Raw genomic sequence first — 19,062 nt, 5'->3', positions numbered from 1 at the left:
AGAACGGTGATTAAACCAGCAATTGTTGTTGCACTTTTATATTGGAGTAAGAAATGTAGCGTAAAATGTGTGGATGTAAATTGGCGGTGTTTGCTTTATTATGCCGCCGATTTTCATTTTCTCCCTATTTGCAGGATACGTACACCATGCCAGTGTTACACAACCGCATTTCGAACGATGCGCTCAAAGCCAAAATGTTGGCTGAGACCGAGCCGCGCACGACGATCTCATTCTATAAATATTTCACCATCGCCAATCCTCAGCACACGCGTGATGCGCTGTACCAGATGTTCACTGCATTGAACGTCTTCGGGCGCGTTTATCTTGCCCATGAAGGAATCAATGCGCAAATCAGCGTACCGCAAAGCAACGTCGAGGCATTCCGCCAGCAGCTTTATGCGTTTGATCCCGCATTCGCCGGGTTACGTCTGAATATCGCGCTGGATGATGATGGTAAATCGTTCTGGGTGCTGCGCATGAAAGTGCGTGAACGCATCGTGGCGGATGGTATTGACGATCCGCAATTTGACGCCAGCAACGTAGGTGATTACCTGAAGGCGGCGGAAGTAAACGTCATGCTGGACGATCCTGACGCGGTATTCATTGATATGCGCAACCACTATGAATATGAAGTGGGCCATTTCGAGAATGCGCTAGAAATCCCGGCAGACACGTTCCGCGACCAGTTACCGAAAGTCGTTGAAATGATGCAGGCGCATAAAGATAAAAAAATCGTTATGTATTGCACGGGCGGGATCCGTTGTGAGAAAGCCAGCGCCTGGATGAAACACAACGGATTTAGCAAAGTCTGGCACATAGAGGGTGGTATTATTGAATATGCCCGCAAGGCACGTGAACAGGGGCTTCCTGTGCGTTTTGTCGGTAAAAACTTCGTTTTTGATGAGCGTATGGGCGAAAGGATTTCTGAAGATGTTATTGCACATTGCCATCAGTGCGGAACGGCGTGCGACAGCCATACTAATTGCAAAAATGATGGCTGCCATCTGTTGTTTATCCAGTGTCCGGCCTGCGCGCAGAAGTATAACGGCTGCTGTAGCGAGTTGTGTAGCGAAGAGAGTAAGTTGCCGGAAGAAGAGCAACGTCGTCTTCGCGCCGGACGTGAAAATGGCAACAAAATCTTTAATAAGTCACGCGGTCGCCTGAATACCAAACTGGGTATTCCGGATCCTGCGCAATAGTCATCATGCCGGATGGCGGCTTTAGCCCCATCCGGCAACTCATACGTTACTTCTGTTGGACGCCTTCCACTGAGATGATCAGATCGACTTCCTGAGACGCCGGGCCGAGATCGGTGGTGATGTTGAAGTCCTTCAGCTTAATTTTACCTTGTGCTTCAAAACCTGCACGCGTGCCACCCCACGGATCGCCGCCCTGACCAATCAGCTTCGCATCCAGCGTAACCGGTTTAGTGACGCCGTTCAGGGTGAGATTACCGGTGATATCCAGGTCGTTCCCCTCTTTCTTCACGCTGGTAGAGCTAAAGGTCGCCTGCGGGAATTTGGCCACGTTAAGGAAATCTGCACTGCGCAGGTGCTTGTCGCGTTCGGCGTGATTGGTGTCAACGCTGTTGGTGTTGATGGTGACGTTAACCTTATCGGCTGCGGGATTTTTCTCATCAAAGGTAAAAGTCCCGTCGAAATCTTTAAATGTGCCGTACAGCCAACTGTAACCCAGGTGCTGAATACGGAAATTAACAAAGGCATGCTGTCCTTCTTTGTCAATTTTGTAATCTGCCGCCACGGCTGACCCGGTGGTGAATAACAGAGAGGCGAGTGTAAGTCCCAGCAGGTTTTTTTTCATTTTAAGCTCCATAGTCAGATGACGATTTTCCCAACATGCGATTCAGGGTATCGTCGTTATCGATAAAGTGATGTTTCAGGGCCATCAGTCCGTGCAGAAGCGATAAAACCACCATGGTCCACGCAAGCCACAGGTGCAGACTACCAGCGAGGTCGGCCTGAGCGCCCGCATTGGCAAGGGTGGCAGGAATGTCGAACCAACCAAATACGCTTATCGCTTTGCCATCAGCGGTGGAAATCAAATACCCGCTGATGACAATTGAAAAGAGCAATGTGTATAGCGCGAGGTGACCCAGTGCCGCCGCGATGCGGGTGAAACGGGAATAACTTGCCAGCGCAGGAGGAGGAGGGGAGATCAACCGCCAGACGACGCGGATAACCAGCCCCATCATGAGCACAACGCCGATGCTTTTATGCAGTTCAGGGGCCTGGTGATACCAGCCGTCGTAATAGCTGAGCGTGACCATCCACAATCCCAGCGCAAACATGCCATATACAGCAATCGCAATCAGCCAGTGCAAAGCGGCAGACACCACGCCATAGCGTTGTGGAGTATTATTTAATTGCATAAGTGCACCGTTAGATATTTCACAAGTGAATGAAAATGGCGCGTAAAAGACATTAATGCAACTAATAAATAACAATAATGGTGATATTTGTTTCTGATTCAATAAAATTGTTTGAATTATGAAGTAATCATCAAGGAATTAGTGGGGGGATGATGTGAAGCCTTGGTTTGTGGGTGTTTAAGGTGTTTTTCTTGTTCAGTTAATTGCAATGAAAATTAAGTTAATATCAGTTTATGTCAATTAGTGTCAGTGTTGCGGATTCAGAAAAACATAATATATATCACATCCATAATTGCCAGCAGCGACCATAAAATAATGTAGAGCATAAGATGCTCGCGAATATTATTAACCAGATAGTGAAAGATGCGGCGCATCAACGTTATTCCTGTCATTAAAAATGGCCTCACCAACGAGGCCATTCATTTATTATCGCTTAAAACGACTTAGCCTGAAGGGCGTCAGGTCAAAGTCAGACGATTTGTCCTGGGCGAAGTCTGCCGCAATCTCTCCGAGGACGGAGGCAAACTTAAAGCCATGTCCGCTCAGCCCGGTGATGATCAGCGTGTTGTCATGCTCCGGTAGAGTATCAATAATAAAGTCTTCATCTGGTGAGTTATCATAGGTGCAGGACGCACCGTGCAGACAGCAGCCTACGCCTGGCAGAATTGTGCGCAGGAATGGGAAGGCTTCAGAACCATCGCTGGCTACAGCGGCAAACGGCTTGCGCTCTTCTGCCGAATGAATTACCTGTCCGCCATTGTGCTTACCAATTTTTAGCTCGTCGTTTTCTGCCGGGAAACCGTAGAATTGATCGCCATTTGGTAGCTCCCCGGTGAAGGCAGGGAAGTTATTCTTAACGCTGAAACGCCCATCGGCTTGATACCAGGCGAACACTTTGCGTACCGGTTGTATCGGTAGTTCAGGGACTAATGCCTGTACCCAGGTTCCGGCGCTGATCACCGCTTTTTGCGCGTGATAGTCACCATCGGCGGTTTCTACCGTGACGCCATCATCACTATGACGAATTGCGCTGACCGGGCATTTAAATAGCTGCGCACAGCCTGCTTCTTCCGCCAGACGGATCCAGGTTTTAATCGCTAACTCACTACGTAAAAAACCAGACTCCGCTTCAAACAGACCGATATAGTTTTCAGGTACGCGAATCTCTGGCCAGCGCGCCATAATGGCTGCTGCATCCAGTTGTTCAACATTGAGTTGCCACTGTTTTGCGCTTTGCGCCGCGGTCGCTAAGAAGGTTGAATCTGCCGGACCAAGGTTGATGACACCAGAGCGCACAAAAATCGGTTCTTCATTTTGGGTGGATAATTCATCCCATAATGTTTGCGCACGCAGCACCAGCGGAACATATTTTTCACCTTCGCCATAGGCATGACGAATTAATCGAGTGTCGCCGTGGTGGCTGCCCTGCTGATGCGGTGGCATATGCGCATCGATCATCAGAACCTTCAGACCGGCGCGAGTGGCATAGTATCCGGCTGCGGCGCCCACGGAACCGCTGCCAATTATGATTAAGTCGTATTTCATCCGCTTCTCTCTGCAATCGCGATAGTAGCAGGGTAAATAAGTGACCCGGAATATTCAACCTGGAAATAAGAAAGGCACCGGAAAGGTGCCTTTTGATGGTTGGATGTATCAGATTTAATGTCGCTGATACTCATTTACCTGGTAATCGCCGGATTCAATTTTAGCGATTCCTGCTTCTAATATCGAAATAAATTGCCTGGCAACATCAGTGGTTAACCAGAGCGTTTGACCAACTTCAGTCCCATCCGGGTCAGGACGATTCGGGGTCTGGTAGTGCAAACGCAGCATCAGCGCATCGTAGCTATCAACAGTGCTGATGTCCCATCCTACTAACGGATGAGTCTGAATGACTTCATTATTCTTTTCCATCATGCCCCCTAATTCGTGTTACTAGACAACGGTTTTCGAGGTTCAATGCGTTTTTTCTGAAGCAACTTCAGTATATCAATAAATAAGGGTATTCATTGAAAATTTAAAGAGGTAAGCACATAAAATTTTCGTTTTCAGCGTTATCTGACTAACAAACCGACATGTTATTCATTTTTTTTAAGCATGTTGCACAATTATTTTGGTGTTGTGGTTAAAAGATAGACAGGAATTTATTATTAAAATATCAGTTTGCCAGAAGGAATGAACTATTGATTAAAAGATGGTGTGTATAAAAAAGCCGGGGCGACCCGGCAAACAAACATCACTGCATATCATTATTTATTCATTGATGAACCAGTCATCCGCGCTTTCCCAGGTCTCCTGGAGGATCTCGCTGATGCGTTCTTTATCCTCTTTGGTGGCACCAATAACCGACAGATTGTTTGCGCTGGCATAACGGACGGTAACGTTACCTTCGTTATCCGGAAAATGGTGCTGAATACGGCGGGAGAGTTCACCTGCCAGCGCGTCAATTGCACCAGCAGGTAAAGGTGAAGTTTTGGCAATAGTGACTTCAATACGCATAGTAGCCCCCTGTAGAATATACTGTTTATTTATACAGTTATTCTCACCAGTTGGCTACACTTTTTTTAGCTTTTCACGGACCAGTGTACCGTTTCGCCACCCAGGAAAGGCACCAGCGTATCATCTTGCAGCGCAATGCTCTCCGGGACCTGGTGCTCCACGCGTTCCAGCTCAATAAAGGTTTCATTCACCGGCAAACCGTAGAACTGTGGGCCATTGAGTGAGCAGAAGGCTTCAAAATGGTCCAGTGCATTCATCTCTTCAAATACGGTGGCATAACTGCCCAGTGCGGTCGGCGCATTAAAGCAGCCCGCACAGCCACAGCTTGACTCTTTGCGATGACGCGCATGCGGCGCTGAGTCGGTACCGAGGAAGGCGCGGTTAAACCCGCTGGCGACCAGCTCACGCAGCGCCTGTTGATGGACGTTACGTTTGAGTATCGGCAGGCAGTACAGATGTGGGCGAATCCCGCCGACCAGCATGTGGTTGCGGTTAAACATCAGGTGCTGTGGCGTAATGGTCGCCGCCAGAAGGTCGTTGCCGTCGCGCACGTATTCGGCAGCATCTTTAGTCGTGATATGTTCGAACACCACTTTCAGCGCAGTTAAACGCTGACGCAGTGGTTCCATTACCGTTTCAATAAAGCGCGCCTCGCGATCGAAAATATCGATATCCGCATGCGTCACTTCGCCGTGCACCAGCAGAGGCATACCCAATTTTTCCATCCGTTCCAGCACTGGCATGATGGCATCAATAGAGGTTACGCCATGCGTCGAGTTGGTGGTGGCATTGGCCGGATAGAGTTTTGCAGCGGTAAACACGCCTTCATTGAATCCACGTTCCAGTTCATTGGGATCCAACGTATCCGTTAAGTAGCAGGTCATTAATGGCGTGAAGTCGTGTCCGGCAGGAACCGCGTCAAGAATTCGCTGGCGGTAAGCGGTAGCCGCGTCCACCGTGGTGACGGGCGGAGCCAGGTTCGGCATGACAATGGCGCGGCCATAAACTTCGCTGGTATAGGGCACGACAGTTTTTAACATGTCGCCATCGCGAAAGTGAAGATGCCAGTCGTCTGGGCGGCGGATCTTTAAAACCTGGGATGGTGCAGTCATCAATATGCTCCGGCTGAGGATAGTCTTTTTTGCCGGAAACAAAGGATAAGCGGAAACGTTTTCGTTTGCACGAAAAAAAAGGGCGCATCGGCGCCCTCTGTCATATTAGTCGGTGAACGGGATAATGATTTCTCCCGGTTTCACCTCAATGCCTTTCGCCAGTTTTTTCGCCAGCGCTTCCCCCTGGCTGCTGTCATCCCGTAGAATGTATGCCGGCTGCTGGTTGAAATAGTTGCGCAGCGACTGATTTAAATAAGGCATCAGCGTTTGCAGTACCGACTGCATTTTTTCCGGCGTGACGGTAGCGTCCACGACTTCCATTTCTTGCAGATAAATCGCGCCTTTTTCTTTATTGAAAACCGGTAAGGCTTTTAGCTTCAGCTTCATGGTCGCTTTCTGACTGCCAAACAGGGAGTTCATGTCCAGGTTGGCGTCTCCGGTCAGCGTCACTTTATTGGGTTCTTCACGGCCTATCTGGCTGGCGAGATTGTTCAGTACGATATGTGCTTCAGCGACGCCAGGCAAACCGATATCTTTTGAAAAGTTATTATTCTTCGCCAGGGCCTGATTAATCTCTTGCTCGCTAACCGTGTATTGCGTGAGTTGATTACAACCAACCAACAGGCCGCTGACAATTAGTGCAGCGGCAAAAAAAAACTTTTTCATGGGGTTCCTCAACATGATGCTTGTGGTGTAATCGTGACACAAAGCATCATCGAGCACCAGCGCTGCGGGTAACAGCAGAAAAAACTGAAAAAAGCACGTACGCCAGATTGGCTATCAGGCGTCAGGCTCCAGCATACCACGCGTTGGGCGTTTGAGACTGAATTGCCAGCCCAGCGCCAGGAAAGTGATGAAGCCGATAATACCGAGCATCATCCAGGGCAGCTCAGGTTGTGCCAGGGTTTTACCCATGTCAAACAGCCAGCCGCCGCCGATATAACCAATGGCGCCGCCGATGGCGAGTCCCAGTCGACTGAAACCCATATAGCTTCCCCGGGCACGTGCATTTGCCAGCGAGGCGCTCAGGGTTTCACGCGCCGGTTCTGCGATGATTGAGCCAATATAGAACGTGCAAATCAGGGTGAACAACTGCTGCAAATTCCCGACCAGGCCGATGGGCATCATGCTTAAAGACATCACCAGCAGACCGGCCATCAGGCGATGCTCAAGGCGAAAGCGTTTTTCACTCCAGCGGGCAATCGGGTAGAGCAACGTTAAAGAGAGGCACGCCTCGATGGCATACATCCATTTCACAGCGGCCGGTGAGCCAGCGATGTCGTTTACCATTATTGGCAGCATCAGCATCACTTGTACCGCCAGCATGTAATAGCCCGCCAGCGTCAGCACATAAGTGACAAAGCGCTTGTCATGCATCACGTGGCTCATTCCTTCGCGCACCGGAATTTTCACCGTTGACAGCTTCCATGCCGGAAGTAGCCAGGCGTTAAACGCCGCGCACAGAACGAACAAAATTGCGCCGGTGGCACACACCAGACGGAAATCGTATTGCAATAACCAACTGCCGAGCAACGCGCCAACCACGGCCCCGGCGCTATCCTGCATCATCAGAATAGAGAAAAAACGCCCGCGCTTTTCCGGACGGATCAGTTTGACCACCAGCGCCGAGCGGGGAGGGTCGAACAACGTGCCGCCCAGCCCGGAAAGAAAGCAGGAAAACCATAGCAGCCACGGTTCATGGGCAATGCCCATGGTGGCGAATCCGGCAGCGCGCATCAGCATGCCGGTGACGATCATCGGTTTTGCCCCGAAACGGTCAGCAATAGCACCGCCGAAGATACCTAAACCTTGCTGGATAAATTGACGTAATCCAAGCGCGATACCGACCATCACGGCGGCCCAGCCCATTTGATCGACGAAACGAATTGAGATCAGCGGGAACACGACGAAGAAACCCAGCACGACCAGCATGTTATCGATAAGAAGGAAGTATTTACCCAGGTTCCTTGCCTGCGAGACTTGCGATATTTCCCCTCCAGGGAAAAACTCGTCACTCTGGATAGAGTTTAAAAGATAAGCACCTCCTATTCTGCGGTGTCGTCATCGCTTTTCCCACCCTTCGTGGGACAATATTTTTTTATCAAAAGTCCGTCTTGATAGAGAGTTTTCATCAAAATGTGTGAATAATTCAAAAAATGGCATTTTGCTCTTTTCACAGGGCGTATTTGCGCAGGTATAGTAATGCGAATAGCGTATTGAAGACGTTACGGGAAGGAGTAGGTATAGAATGTTTGGCTATCGCAGTAACGTGCCAAAAGTGCGCTTAACCACGGACCGCCTGGTCGTGCGTTTAGTGCATGAGCGTGATGCCTGGCGTCTGGCAGATTATTACGCAGAAAATCGTCATTTCTTAAAACCCTGGGAGCCTATTCGCGATGAAAGCCACTGTTATCCGTCAGGCTGGCAGGCGCGTCTGAGCATGATCTCTGAGTTTCATAAACAGGGCACCGCTTATTACTTTGCGCTGCTCGATCCGGAAGAAAAAGAGATTATTGGCGTCGCGAACTTCTCGAACGTCGTGCGGGGATCTTTCCACGCCTGTTATCTCGGTTACTCCATTGCGCAGAAGTGGCAGGGGCAGGGGCTGATGTATGAAGCCTTAACCTCGGCCATCCGCTATATGCAGCGCACGCAGCATATTCACCGCATTATGGCTAACTACATGCCACATAATAAACGCAGCGGTGACCTGCTGGCGCGACTGGGTTTTGAAAAAGAAGGGTATGCCAAAGACTACCTGCTGATTGACGGGCAGTGGCGCGATCACGTGCTGACGGCGTTGACCACATCAGAATGGACCCCCGGCCGCTAAGTTTCAGATGCAGCCATGATTAATGGAGAAGACGATGAAATACGAATTAACCGCCACCGAAGCACGGGTGATTGGCTGTTTATTAGAAAAACAAGTGACTACGCCTGAACAGTATCCGCTCTCCGTAAACGGAGTCGTAACCGCCTGCAATCAAAAAACGAATCGTGAACCCGTGATGAACCTGTCGGAATCCGACGTGCAGGATCAGCTTGATAACCTGGTGAAACGGCATTTCCTGCGTACGGTGAGTGGCTTTGGTAATCGCGTCACGAAATATGAGCAGCGTTTCTGCAACTCTGAGTTTGGCAATCTTAAGCTCAGCGCGGGGGAAGTCGCGCTCATTACCACGCTGTTGCTGCGCGGTGCTCAAACACCTGGTGAACTGCGTAGCCGCGCCTCCCGGATGTACGAATTCAGCGACATGGCCGAAGTAGAGTCGACACTGGAGAAACTGGCAACCCGGGAAGATGGTCCTTATGTCGTTCGCCTGGCGCGTGAGCCGGGCAAACGTGAAAGCCGTTATATGCACCTGTTTTGCGGTGACGTTGATGAAGCGATGGCCACCACAGATGAACTTCCGGCAGCTTCGGGCGATCTACAGGCGCGCGTTGACGCGCTGGAAACAGACGTCGCGGAGCTTAAGCAGCGGCTTGATTCCTTGCTGGCGCACTTGGGAGACTGATGTGAATAAATTACGTATCGGCGTTGTCGGGCTCGGCGGGATTGCGCAAAAGGCCTGGCTGCCCGTGCTGGGCGCTAGTGCAGACTGGACGCTGAAAGGGGCATTTTCACCTTCGCGGGAAAAAGCGCAGCGTATCTGTGATACCTGGCGGATACCTTACGTTGATTCACTGGTTAATCTGGCGCAAACCTGCGATGCGGTTTTCGTCCATTCCAGTACCGCAACGCACTATGCGGTGGTCAGCGAACTGCTGAATGCCGGGGTTCACGTGTGCGTGGATAAACCGCTGGCGGAAAACCTGCGCGAGGCTGAACAATTGGTGGAGCTGGCCGAGAGGAAAAAGCTGACGCTGATGGTGGGGTTTAACCGTCGATTTGCGCCGCTGTATCAGGATCTCAAATCCCAGTTGGGCAATGCGGCGTCCGTACGCATGGATAAGCACCGGACGGACAGCGTCGGGCCGCACGATCTGCGCTTCACTCTGCTGGACGACTATCTGCACGTTGTCGATACCGCATTGTGGCTGGCGGGAGAGAAAGCGCAGTTAAATAACGGTACGCTGTTAACCAATGACTCCGGCGCGATGCTCTATGCGGAGCACCATTTTTCTGCCGGGCAAATGCAGGTAACGACCAGTATGCATCGCCGCGCCGGTAGCCAGCGCGAGAGCGTGCAGGCGGTGACGGATGGTGGCCTGATTGACGTCACGGATATGCGGGAATGGCGGGAAGAGCGCGGGCAAGGAGTGGTGCACAAGCCGGTAGCAGGCTGGCAAACTACCCTGGAACAGCGTGGTTTTGCCGGATGCGCACGTCATTTCATTGAGTGCGTGCAAAATCAGACGGTTCCCCAGACGGCAGGTGAGCAGGCGCTCCTGGCCCAGCGCGTTGTCGAAAAGCTGTGGCGGGAGGCAATGGCTGAATAACCCCCTGTAACATCTGGCGGTAGTAATTCATTGTAATCCAGGTACTATATGCCAACTCAAAAATAACACCTCTTTTCAACCATAGGCTGGTTTGTCGGCCTGATAAGACGCTACGGCGTCGCCATCAGGCACAGCAAAAGTGCCGGATGGCGGCGATCATGCCTTATCCGACCTACGGGCAGGTTTGTCGGGGTTTTGCCTCAGAGTCTGGAATACAACATAGATGAATTTATTAAAGTCGCTGGCAGCCGTCAGCTCGATGACGATGTTTTCACGTGTGCTGGGTTTTGCGCGTGATGCGATTGTCGCCAGAATCTTTGGCGCAGGGATGGCGACTGATGCCTTTTTTGTGGCGTTCAAACTTCCTAACCTGCTGCGCCGAATCTTTGCTGAGGGCGCTTTTTCGCAGGCGTTTGTGCCTATTCTTGCCGAATATAAAAGTAAGCAGGGTGAGGATGCGACCCGCGTCTTTGTCTCTTACGTTTCCGGGCTGTTGACTCTGGCGCTGGCCGTGGTGACGGTCGCCGGAATGTTGGCTGCCCCGTGGGTGATTTTAGTCACCGCACCTGGGTTTGCCGACACAGCGGACAAATTTGCGCTGACCACTCAACTGCTACGGATCACCTTTCCGTATATTCTGCTGATCTCGCTGGCTTCGCTGGTGGGTGCGATCCTGAATACCTGGAATCGCTTTTCCATTCCGGCGTTTGCGCCGACCTTTCTGAATATCAGCATGATCGGTTTCGCGCTGTTTGCTGCGCCTTATTTTCACCCTCCGGTGCTGGCGCTGGCGTGGGCCGTTACCGTTGGCGGCGTGCTACAGCTGATTTATCAGCTTCCGCACCTGAAGAAAATTGGCATGCTGGTGCTGCCGCGCGTGAACTTCCGTGATGCGGGGGCGATGCGCGTCGTCAAGCAAATGGGCCCGGCGATCCTTGGGGTATCTGTCAGCCAGATTTCACTGATCATCAATACGATTTTCGCTTCGTTTCTGGCCTCTGGCTCAGTGTCATGGATGTATTATGCTGACCGTCTGATGGAGTTTCCGTCTGGCGTACTTGGCGTCGCGTTGGGGACTATCCTGCTGCCCTCGCTATCCAAAAGTTTTTCCAGCGGTAATCATGATGAGTATTGCCGTCTGATGGACTGGGGCCTGCGTTTGTGTTTTCTGCTGGCATTACCGAGCGCCGTGGCGTTGGGGATTCTGGCCAAACCGCTGACGGTTTCTCTGTTCCAGTACGGTAAATTTACCGCCTTTGACGCCGCGATGACGCAGCGCGCGCTGGTGGCATACTCGGTAGGTTTGATTGGCTTGATCGTGGTGAAAGTGTTGGCCCCTGGTTTTTATTCGCGCCAGGATATTAAAACGCCAGTCAAGATTGCCATTGTCACGCTGATTATGACCCAGGTAATGAACCTGGCATTTATTGGGCCGCTGAAACATGCCGGGCTGTCGCTGTCGATTGGTCTGGCGGCGTGTCTGAACGCTTCACTGCTGTACTGGCAACTGCGTAAACAGAAAATTTTTACCCCACAACCGGGTTGGGCCTGGTTCCTGGCGCGACTGGTGATTTCTGTGCTGGTGATGTCGGCGGCGCTGGTTGGGATGCTCTACATCATGCCGGACTGGTCGCAGGGAACGATGTTATGGCGTCTGCTGCGTCTGATGGCCGTTGTGGTGGCAGGTATTGCTGCTTACTTCGCTGCGCTCGCGGTGCTGGGCTTTAAAGTGAAAGAGTTTGTGCGCCGGACGGCGTAACCGATTAATGCCGGATGGCGGCATGACGCCGTATCCGGCCTACAAAACGCGTAGGCCTGATAAGCAAAACGTTATCAGGCTAGCATCAGATAGAGAATTTTTTCCCGCCGCGGTGCGCAGCAGAGGTTTGACCGTTTGCGCCATACAGCGCCGGTTCCTGGTGCGGTTTCAGCACTTGAATCGCTTGTTGATTGCGCTCGATCTGCCCTTCCAGCAGCCAACCGTTGTGCTGGTTGAGTTCGCGTAGGTCCTGTGTTTTCCGGGTAATGGTCTGCCAACGCTCGGCAATTTCATCATTGGCGCTGCGCGTGGCGTCATGCTCCAGACGGCGCTGCTGCTCCAGATAATCAAGGGTTGCCAGCAAAGAGCTTTTTTCTTCTGTAATACGCTGTAGCTGGCTGCCGTTAATATATCCTGCGGAAAGCTGCTGCTGTTCAGCATCCATTACCGTTTTCAGGTCATTGAGGACGGTCGTCATCTGGTCAAGTATTTCTGACAAACGAGTCATACTTTATTTACTCTGTAAGTAGCTCTGCGCCTCGCGGATCAGCGAGTCGGCAATTTTTCCGGTGTCCATTTTCAGCTCGCCATTACGGATTGCGGTTTTGAGTGCTTCCACGCGTTCCATATTGATGTCATTGGTGCCGGGCTGCATCAGTTTGGCCTGGGCGTCGCTCAGCATGACGCTGGTGCTGGTGGTGGCGGTGGTTTTTTCCTTCCGCGTTTTTTGTACCGGCGCATCGCTGGTTTCACGTGGCTGAACGGTACTTACTGGCTTCAATGGTGAGGTACGATCAATGCTCATTTTGTTTATCCTCATCGAGGGGTTACGCTATAGCGGCCCGCTGTAATCATTGGTTGTTTATCTATCGGCACACGCTAAAAAATCTTTAACCTATTATAGGTTAATAAGAATATTCCCATCAGAATCGACGACACCGCTCACCACCTGGCCTGAAATCATCCGTACTCGGGCATTCTGGGCGACGGCGGCATTGTTCAGCGCTTTACCTTCGGCATTCACCCGAAAGCCATCTCCGTTGGCGATAACCAGGACGCGCTGACCAGCCTTGATTCGCCATGCCTGGCGCAACATGGAAAGCTGTATCGGCTGACCAGGCACCAGATCGCGCAGGCTTACGGCATCCTGCACCTGATTCATATCCAGCACGGCGCGCGGAGGGAGTTGGTCCAGTCGACCTCGTTTCAGCGTTACGCTGGCCGAAGTCAGGGCGCTACCCCGAGCGACGGGCGCGGCGGCAACAACGTAGTTTCCCGTGGCCTGCACGTTCACCTGCAGATAACGTTTCTCGTTGGCGCAGCGCGCCAGCACGTTCACATTACCCCACAATTTTGCACTCCCGGACACGCTTAATGCTGGTTGTTCGCAGCTCGGCAATAAGTTTGGCGACGTTCGGATAGTAACGACGACCTCATCGCTAAATCCGGCCAGTCGCTGGGAAAACCATGCCGTCAGCTGTGAATTCAGGTCTTGCGCCAGCGTCATAGGACTGAACAGCAGTGCTGCCACGACGACTCCACGTTTAAACGTTTGCATCAAAACCTCGCGCTTTTTCAGGTAGTGACAGGATTCTACCTGTGTGACGCAGTCATCAACGCAACAAATAGCGACGCATTTTGCGTTTATTCCGGCGATAACGCGCGCGTAATGGGATTTAAGCTGTCGGTTGAATTTTGTCATTTGCGGAGGAGATATGCTCGATAAGCTCGACGCCGCCTTACGTTTTCAACAGGAAGCGCTGAATTTGCGCGCCCAACGCCAGGAAGTATTGGCGGCCAACATAGCCAATGCCGACACGCCGGGGTATCAGGCGCGCGACCTGGATTTCGCCAGTGAATTAAAAAAAGTCATGGTGCGGGGACGGGAAGAAACCGGCGGTGTCTCGTTGACGCTGACCTCTGCACAACACATTCCGGCCCAGACCGTTTCCGCTCCTTCTACGGAACTGCTCTACCGCATTCCTGATCAGCCGTCTCTCGATGGCAACACGGTAGATATGGACCGGGAGCGTACGCAATTTGCAGACAACAGCCTCAAGTATCAAATGGGGCTGACCGCGTTGGGTGGACAAATCAAAGGCATGATGAACGTGCTGCAAGGAGGGAACTAATTCGTGGCGCTGTTAAATATTTTTGATATCGCAGGCTCTGCGCTGACGGCTCAGTCTAAGCGCCTGAACGTGGCGGCCAGCAACATGGCGAATGCGGATAGCGTCACCGGACCTGACGGTCAGCCGTATCGCGCGAAGCAGGTTGTGTTTCAGGTTGATGCCGCGCCAGGTGCGGCAACCGGTGGCGTAAAAGTCGCTGACGTCATTGAAAGCCAGGCGCCGGATAAGCTGGTTTATGAACCCGGTAATCCGCTGGCCGATGCGAACGGTTACGTAAAAATGCCGAATGTGGACGTCGTCGGCGAAATGGTCAACACCATGTCAGCCTCGCGTAGCTACCAGGCAAACGTCGAAGTGCTCAATACGGTGAAAAGCTTGATGCTCAAAACGCTGACGCTAGGCCAGTAAAAGGAGGCGCACATGTCTATTGCTGTAAAAATGAATGACCCGAGCACGACGGGTGTGAATGACGCAACGGGGAAGAGTTCACTGACGGGCAGCAACGCCGCGGACCTGCAAAGCAGCTTCCTTACGCTGCTGGTTGCACAGCTGAAAAACCAGGATCCAACCAACCCGCTGCAAAACAACGAACTGACCACCCAGTTGGCGCAAATCAGTACCGTGAGCGGAATTGAGAAACTGAACACCACGCTGGGATCGATCTCCGGGCAGATCGACAACAGTCAGTCGCTGCAGGCCAGTACGCTGATTGGCCACGGTGTCATGATCCCAGGCACCACCATCCTGACCGGTAAAGGTACGGAAGAGGGCGCAAAAACCACCACTACGCCGTTTGGCGTTGAACTGCAGCAACCGGCAGATAAGGTTACCGCAACCATTACCGATAAAGACGGCAAGGTGGTACGCACCATTGATATTGGTGGGTTGAAAGCGGGCGTTCATACCTTTACCTGGGACGGCACCATGACCGATGGCACGGATGCGCCAAGCGGTTCTTACAACGTGTCAATTGCTGCCAGTAATGGCGGAACACAACTGGTGGCTCAGCCGCTTCAGTTTGCGCTGGTGCAGGGCGTTATTCGCAGTAACGGCGGTAATACGCTGGATCTGGGCACCTATGGAACCACCACCCTCGACGAAGTACGGCAGATCATTTAAGCCTTCACACTTATCAGGAGTAAGTCATGGCCTTTTCACAAGCGGTCAGCGGTCTGAACGCTGCAGCGACCAACCTCGATGTCATTGGTAACAACATCGCCAACTCCGCCACCTACGGTTTTAAATCCGGTACGGCCTCTTTTGCCGATATGTTCGCCGGTTCTAAAGTGGGTCTGGGCGTTAAAGTTGCGGGTATTACCCAGGACTTTACCGACGGTACCACGACCAACACTGGTCGCGGGCTGGATGTCGCTATCAGCCAGAACGGTTTTTTCCGCATGGTAGACAGCAACGGTTCCGTTTTCTACAGCCGTAACGGTCAGTTCAAGCTCGATGAAAACCGCAATATCGTCAACATGCAGGGGCTACAACTGACGGGCTATCCGGCTACCGGTACACCGCCAACGATACAGCAAGGTGCTAACCCGGCGCCGATCACTATCCCGAATACGCTGATGGCGGCTAAAACCACCACAACTGCGTCAATGCAGATCAACCTGAACTCCACTGACAAGGTGCCAACGAAGACCCCGTTTAATCCAAGCGATGCGGATTCCTACAACAAAAAAGGCACCGTTACCGTTTTCGATAGCCAGGGTAACGCCCATGACATGAATATTTTTTATGTCAAAAATGCGCAGAGCAACACTTGGGAAGTTCATACACAGGATGCTTCAACCGGAGACGCTGCAAAATCAGCAGGGTTTATGCGCTTTAATGAAAATGGTGTGTTCTTAGGGATTAGCGCCACAGCCGCCGAGGCGGTACCGACGCCTCCTACCGTCTGGCCAAAGGAAATCAACATCACAACCGGGCAGATTAACGGTGCTGATGCGGCAAATTTCTCTCTGAGCTTCCTGAACTCCATGCAACAGAACACTGGCGCCAACAACATCGTTGCCACGAATCAGAATGGCTATAAGCCGGGCGACCTGGTGAGCTACCAGATTAACAATGACGGTACTGTGGTCGGTAACTACTCCAACGAACAGCAACAGGTTCTGGGGCAGATCGTGCTGGCAAACTTTGCCAACAACGAAGGTCTGGCTTCTCAGGGTGACAACGTCTGGGCAGCCACGCAGTCTTCCGGCGTGGCGCTGCTGGGTACTGCAGGCGAGGGTAACTTCGGCAAGCTGACCAACGGCGCGCTGGAAGCATCAAACGTGGATTTGAGTAAAGAACTGGTGAATATGATCGTCGCCCAGCGTAACTATCAGTCGAACGCGCAGACCATCAAAACCCAGGACCAGATCCTCAACACGCTGGTCAACCTGCGCTAAGCGCCTGACGGGATGGCTTAATGGATCACGCAATTTATACCGCCATGGGCGCGGCCAGTCAGACGCTGAATCAACAAGCGGTGACGGCCAGCAACCTGGCAAACGCCTCAACGCCGGGTTTTCGTGCGCAACTCAATGCGCTGCGCGCGGTTCCCGTTGAAGGATTGTCTTTACCGACGCGTACGCTGGTGGTGGCCTCCACGCCGGGGGCCGATATGACGCCGGGTCAGATGGACTATACCTCACGTCCGCTGGACGTGGCGCTGCAACAAGATGGCTGGTTGGCTGTGCAGACCGCGGACGGTAGCGAAGGATATACCCGAAATGGCGCCATTCAGGTAAGCCCTACGGGGGAACTGACCATTCAGGGACACCCGGTGATTGGCGAGGCCGGACCAATAGCCGTACCGGAAGGTTCAGAAGTCACCATTGCGGCAGACGGCACGATCTCGGCGCTCAACCCTGGCGATCCGGCTAACACCGTTGCGCCAGTTGGGCGACTGAAACTGGTGAAGGCCACGGGGAGTGAAGTGCAACGTGGCGATGACGGTATGTTCCGTCTGACTCAGGCCGCGCAGGCTACCCGTGGCGCTACGTTACAGGCCGACCCCAGCATTCGCGTTATGTCGGGTGTGCTGGAAGGCAGTAACGTTAAGCCGGTAGCCGCGATGAGTGACATGATCGCCAACGCCCGTCGTTTCGAAATGCAAATGAAGATTATCAGTAGCGTGGATGATAACGCGGGTCGCGCCAACCAACTGCTGTCGATGAGTTAATACAGGACATTTTATGATCAGTTCATTGTGGATCGCCAAAACCGGCCTGGATGCGCAGCAAACCAACATGGATGTGATTGCCAACAACCTGGCAAACGTCAGCACCAACGGATTTAAGCGTCAACGTGCCGTGTTTGAAGATCTGTTGTACCAGACGATTCGCCAGCCTGGCGCACAGTCTTCTGAACAAACCACACTGCCGTCTGGTTTGCAGATTGGTACCGGTGTGCGCCCGGTCGCGACCGAGCGTTTACACAGCCAGGGGAACCTGTCGCAGACCAACAACAGTAAAGATGTGGCGATTAAAGGGCAGGGCTTTTTCCAGGTCATGCTGCCTGATGGCACATCCGCCTACACCCGTGACGGTTCTTTCCAGGTGGATCAGAACGGCCAACTGGTGACTGCGGGTGGTTTTCAGGTTCAGCCGGCTATCACCATCCCGGCTAACTCGCTCAGTATCACCATTGGACGCGACGGTATCGTCAGCGTAACCCAGCAGGGCCAGGCAGCACCGGTTCAGGTTGGGCAGCTTAACCTGACTACTTTTATGAACGATACCGGTCTGGAAAGCATTGGTGAGAATCTGTACACCGAAACGCAGTCATCCGGTGCGCCGAATGAGAGCACTCCGGGGCTGAACGGCGCGGGTCTGCTGTACCAGGGTTATGTTGAAACCTCTAACGTCAACGTGGCGGAAGAGCTGGTAAACATGATCCAGGTTCAGCGCGCTTACGAAATCAACAGTAAAGCGGTATCGACCACCGATCAGATGCTGCAAAAACTGACGCAACTCTAAAGTGTGGCCCGGTGGGGTGAAAGCCTCACCGGCACACTGATTTTGAAGATGACCGCAATGCGAAAATACGCGCTTCACCCATACCCAATTTTAGCCCTGTTGGTGGTTTCACTGACAGGATGCGCCTGGATCCCGGCCACGCCCCTCGTGCAGGGCGCAACGTCTGCCCAGCCTGTTCCTGGCCCGACGCCGGTGGCGAATGGATCAATCTTCCAGTCGGCCCAACCGATTAACTACGGTTATCAGCCACTATTCGAAGACCGCCGTCCGCGCAATATTGGCGATACGTTGACCATCGTATTGCAGGAAAACGTCAGCGCGAGCAAAAGTTCTTCGGCTAATGCCAGCCGCGACGGCAAGACAAACTTTGGCTTTGATACCGTACCGCGTTATTTGCAAGGACTGTTTGGCAACGAGCGTGCTGACGTAGAAGCTTCAGGCGGTAACACCTTTAACGGTAAAGGCGGCGCGAACGCCAGCAATACCTTCAGCGGTACCCTGACCGTAACGGTCGATCAGGTACTGGTGAATGGCAACTTACATGTTGTGGGTGAAAAACAGATCGCCATTAATCAGGGCACTGAATTCATTCGCTTCTCCGGGGTCGTTAACCCGCGCACCATCAGTGGCAGCAACTCCGTACCGTCAACTCAGGTTGCGGACGCACGTATTGAGTATGTCGGCAACGGCTACATCAATGAAGCGCAGAATATGGGCTGGTTGCAGCGTTTCTTCCTTAACTTGTCGCCGATGTAAGCGA

24 protein-coding genes are annotated in these 19,062 nt (G+C 52.4%); 12 read left to right on the top strand and 12 right to left on the bottom strand.

All coding sequences use genetic code 11. The features are described from left to right. The first annotated feature begins 146 nt into the window (after nucleotides 1–146). Nucleotides 147–1,199, top strand: a complete 1,053-nt coding sequence (gene trhO / locus HV302_RS15470; protein WP_181626245.1) for an oxygen-dependent tRNA uridine(34) hydroxylase TrhO — start codon at nucleotides 147–149, stop codon at nucleotides 1,197–1,199. 46 nt (nucleotides 1,200–1,245) lie between these two features. On the opposite strand, the gene HV302_RS15465 is transcribed toward trhO, so the two are convergent. From HV302_RS15465 to mdtH, 9 genes are all read right to left on the bottom strand, one after another. Further along, nucleotides 1,246–1,821: a YceI family protein gene (locus HV302_RS15465; RefSeq protein ID WP_003832130.1), complete on the bottom strand. Its 576-nt coding sequence runs from the start codon at nucleotides 1,819–1,821 to the stop codon at nucleotides 1,246–1,248. A gap of 1 nt (nucleotide 1,822) precedes the next feature. Continuing rightward, nucleotides 1,823–2,389 (bottom strand): cytochrome b, encoded by a 567-nt coding sequence (locus tag HV302_RS15460; protein WP_191212327.1) that lies wholly within the window; start codon nucleotides 2,387–2,389, stop codon nucleotides 1,823–1,825. Nucleotides 2,390–2,649: 260 nt separating this feature from the next. After that, nucleotides 2,650–2,763: a YceO family protein gene (locus HV302_RS15455; protein WP_003036148.1), complete on the bottom strand. Its 114-nt coding sequence runs from the start codon at nucleotides 2,761–2,763 to the stop codon at nucleotides 2,650–2,652. Nucleotides 2,764–2,815: 52 nt separating this feature from the next. Next, nucleotides 2,816–3,934, bottom strand: a complete 1,119-nt coding sequence (gene solA / locus HV302_RS15450; protein WP_181626243.1) for an N-methyl-L-tryptophan oxidase — start codon at nucleotides 3,932–3,934, stop codon at nucleotides 2,816–2,818. Nucleotides 3,935–4,048: 114 nt separating this feature from the next. Next, nucleotides 4,049–4,303 carry a biofilm formation regulator BssS gene (bssS, locus tag HV302_RS15445; protein ID WP_003036154.1) on the bottom strand — a complete coding sequence of 85 codons (255 nt, stop codon included), beginning with the start codon at nucleotides 4,301–4,303 and terminating at the stop codon, nucleotides 4,049–4,051. Nucleotides 4,304–4,642: 339 nt separating this feature from the next. Beyond that, a complete protein-coding gene (gene dinI, locus HV302_RS15440; RefSeq protein ID WP_115190707.1) occupies nucleotides 4,643–4,888 on the bottom strand; it encodes a DNA damage-inducible protein I in 246 nt (81 codons plus the stop codon). 65 nt (nucleotides 4,889–4,953) lie between these two features. After that, on the bottom strand, nucleotides 4,954–6,000 hold the full coding sequence (gene pyrC, locus HV302_RS15435; protein ID WP_181626242.1) for a dihydroorotase: 1,047 nt from the start codon (nucleotides 5,998–6,000) through the stop codon (nucleotides 4,954–4,956). A 105-nt stretch (nucleotides 6,001–6,105) separates the two neighbouring features. After that, nucleotides 6,106–6,666 carry a lipoprotein gene (locus HV302_RS15430; RefSeq protein WP_016152618.1) on the bottom strand — a complete coding sequence of 187 codons (561 nt, stop codon included), beginning with the start codon at nucleotides 6,664–6,666 and terminating at the stop codon, nucleotides 6,106–6,108. A gap of 114 nt (nucleotides 6,667–6,780) precedes the next feature. Beyond that, nucleotides 6,781–7,989, bottom strand: a complete 1,209-nt coding sequence (gene mdtH, locus HV302_RS15425; RefSeq protein WP_181627472.1) for a multidrug efflux MFS transporter MdtH — start codon at nucleotides 7,987–7,989, stop codon at nucleotides 6,781–6,783. A gap of 259 nt (nucleotides 7,990–8,248) precedes the next feature. Here mdtH and rimJ point away from each other — a divergent pair, with 259 nt between their 5' ends. The 4 genes from rimJ (at nucleotide 8,249) to murJ (ending at nucleotide 12,199) form a co-directional block, all read left to right on the top strand. Further along, the gene (gene rimJ / locus HV302_RS15420) at nucleotides 8,249–8,833 is read left to right on the top strand and encodes a ribosomal protein S5-alanine N-acetyltransferase (RefSeq protein WP_006685101.1); all 585 of its coding nucleotides are present in this window, start codon (nucleotides 8,249–8,251) and stop codon (nucleotides 8,831–8,833) included. Nucleotides 8,834–8,867: 34 nt separating this feature from the next. Next, entirely contained in the window at nucleotides 8,868–9,515 is a 648-nt protein-coding gene (locus tag HV302_RS15415) for a YceH family protein (protein ID WP_047359336.1), read from the top strand. Nucleotide 9,516: 1 nt separating this feature from the next. Then, nucleotides 9,517–10,440 carry a Gfo/Idh/MocA family protein gene (locus tag HV302_RS15410; RefSeq protein WP_181626241.1) on the top strand — a complete coding sequence of 308 codons (924 nt, stop codon included), beginning with the start codon at nucleotides 9,517–9,519 and terminating at the stop codon, nucleotides 10,438–10,440. A 223-nt stretch (nucleotides 10,441–10,663) separates the two neighbouring features. After that, nucleotides 10,664–12,199, top strand: coding sequence for a murein biosynthesis integral membrane protein MurJ (gene murJ, locus HV302_RS15405; protein WP_016152622.1), 1,536 nt, complete (start codon nucleotides 10,664–10,666; stop codon nucleotides 12,197–12,199). Nucleotides 12,200–12,284: 85 nt separating this feature from the next. Here murJ and flgN read toward each other — a convergent pair whose 3' ends face one another. The 3 genes from flgN to flgA form a co-directional block, all read right to left on the bottom strand. Next, the gene (flgN, locus tag HV302_RS15400; RefSeq protein ID WP_016152623.1) at nucleotides 12,285–12,707 is read right to left on the bottom strand and encodes a flagella biosynthesis chaperone FlgN; all 423 of its coding nucleotides are present in this window, start codon (nucleotides 12,705–12,707) and stop codon (nucleotides 12,285–12,287) included. A 3-nt stretch (nucleotides 12,708–12,710) separates the two neighbouring features. Then, nucleotides 12,711–13,004 carry a flagellar biosynthesis anti-sigma factor FlgM gene (flgM, locus tag HV302_RS15395; protein ID WP_016152624.1) on the bottom strand — a complete coding sequence of 98 codons (294 nt, stop codon included), beginning with the start codon at nucleotides 13,002–13,004 and terminating at the stop codon, nucleotides 12,711–12,713. Between the two features lie 93 nt (nucleotides 13,005–13,097). Next, nucleotides 13,098–13,757, bottom strand: coding sequence for a flagellar basal body P-ring formation chaperone FlgA (flgA, locus tag HV302_RS15390; protein ID WP_016156187.1), 660 nt, complete (start codon nucleotides 13,755–13,757; stop codon nucleotides 13,098–13,100). 157 nt (nucleotides 13,758–13,914) lie between these two features. Between flgA and flgB the strand changes: the two genes are divergently transcribed. Genes flgB through flgH form a run of 7 tightly spaced genes read left to right on the top strand, consistent with a single transcriptional unit; the run spans nucleotide 13,915 to nucleotide 19,058 of the window. Next, nucleotides 13,915–14,331, top strand: a complete 417-nt coding sequence (flgB, locus tag HV302_RS15385) for a flagellar basal body rod protein FlgB (RefSeq protein ID WP_016152626.1) — start codon at nucleotides 13,915–13,917, stop codon at nucleotides 14,329–14,331. Between the two features lie 3 nt (nucleotides 14,332–14,334). After that, entirely contained in the window at nucleotides 14,335–14,739 is a 405-nt protein-coding gene (gene flgC / locus HV302_RS15380) for a flagellar basal body rod protein FlgC (RefSeq protein WP_006685091.1), read from the top strand. Nucleotides 14,740–14,751: 12 nt separating this feature from the next. Further along, nucleotides 14,752–15,450 (top strand): flagellar hook assembly protein FlgD, encoded by a 699-nt coding sequence (flgD, locus tag HV302_RS15375; RefSeq protein WP_016152627.1) that lies wholly within the window; start codon nucleotides 14,752–14,754, stop codon nucleotides 15,448–15,450. A 26-nt stretch (nucleotides 15,451–15,476) separates the two neighbouring features. Continuing rightward, nucleotides 15,477–16,730 carry a flagellar hook protein FlgE gene (flgE, locus tag HV302_RS15370; protein WP_049269901.1) on the top strand — a complete coding sequence of 418 codons (1,254 nt, stop codon included), beginning with the start codon at nucleotides 15,477–15,479 and terminating at the stop codon, nucleotides 16,728–16,730. Nucleotides 16,731–16,750: 20 nt separating this feature from the next. Continuing rightward, complete coding sequence (locus HV302_RS15365; RefSeq protein ID WP_016156188.1) at nucleotides 16,751–17,506, top strand: flagellar basal body rod protein FlgF; 756 nt, start codon at nucleotides 16,751–16,753, stop codon at nucleotides 17,504–17,506. Nucleotides 17,507–17,519: 13 nt separating this feature from the next. Further along, the gene (gene flgG, locus HV302_RS15360; RefSeq protein WP_003036202.1) at nucleotides 17,520–18,302 is read left to right on the top strand and encodes a flagellar basal-body rod protein FlgG; all 783 of its coding nucleotides are present in this window, start codon (nucleotides 17,520–17,522) and stop codon (nucleotides 18,300–18,302) included. Between the two features lie 57 nt (nucleotides 18,303–18,359). Next, nucleotides 18,360–19,058: a flagellar basal body L-ring protein FlgH gene (gene flgH / locus HV302_RS15355; protein ID WP_016152630.1), complete on the top strand. Its 699-nt coding sequence runs from the start codon at nucleotides 18,360–18,362 to the stop codon at nucleotides 19,056–19,058. Nucleotides 19,059–19,062: the final 4 nt, after the last annotated feature.

It is taken from the genome of Citrobacter sp. RHBSTW-00859 (assembly GCF_013729795.1).
GTDB classification, from domain to species: domain Bacteria; phylum Pseudomonadota; class Gammaproteobacteria; order Enterobacterales; family Enterobacteriaceae; genus Citrobacter; species Citrobacter braakii.
This window is presented reverse-complemented; position numbering and strand designations above follow the sequence as displayed.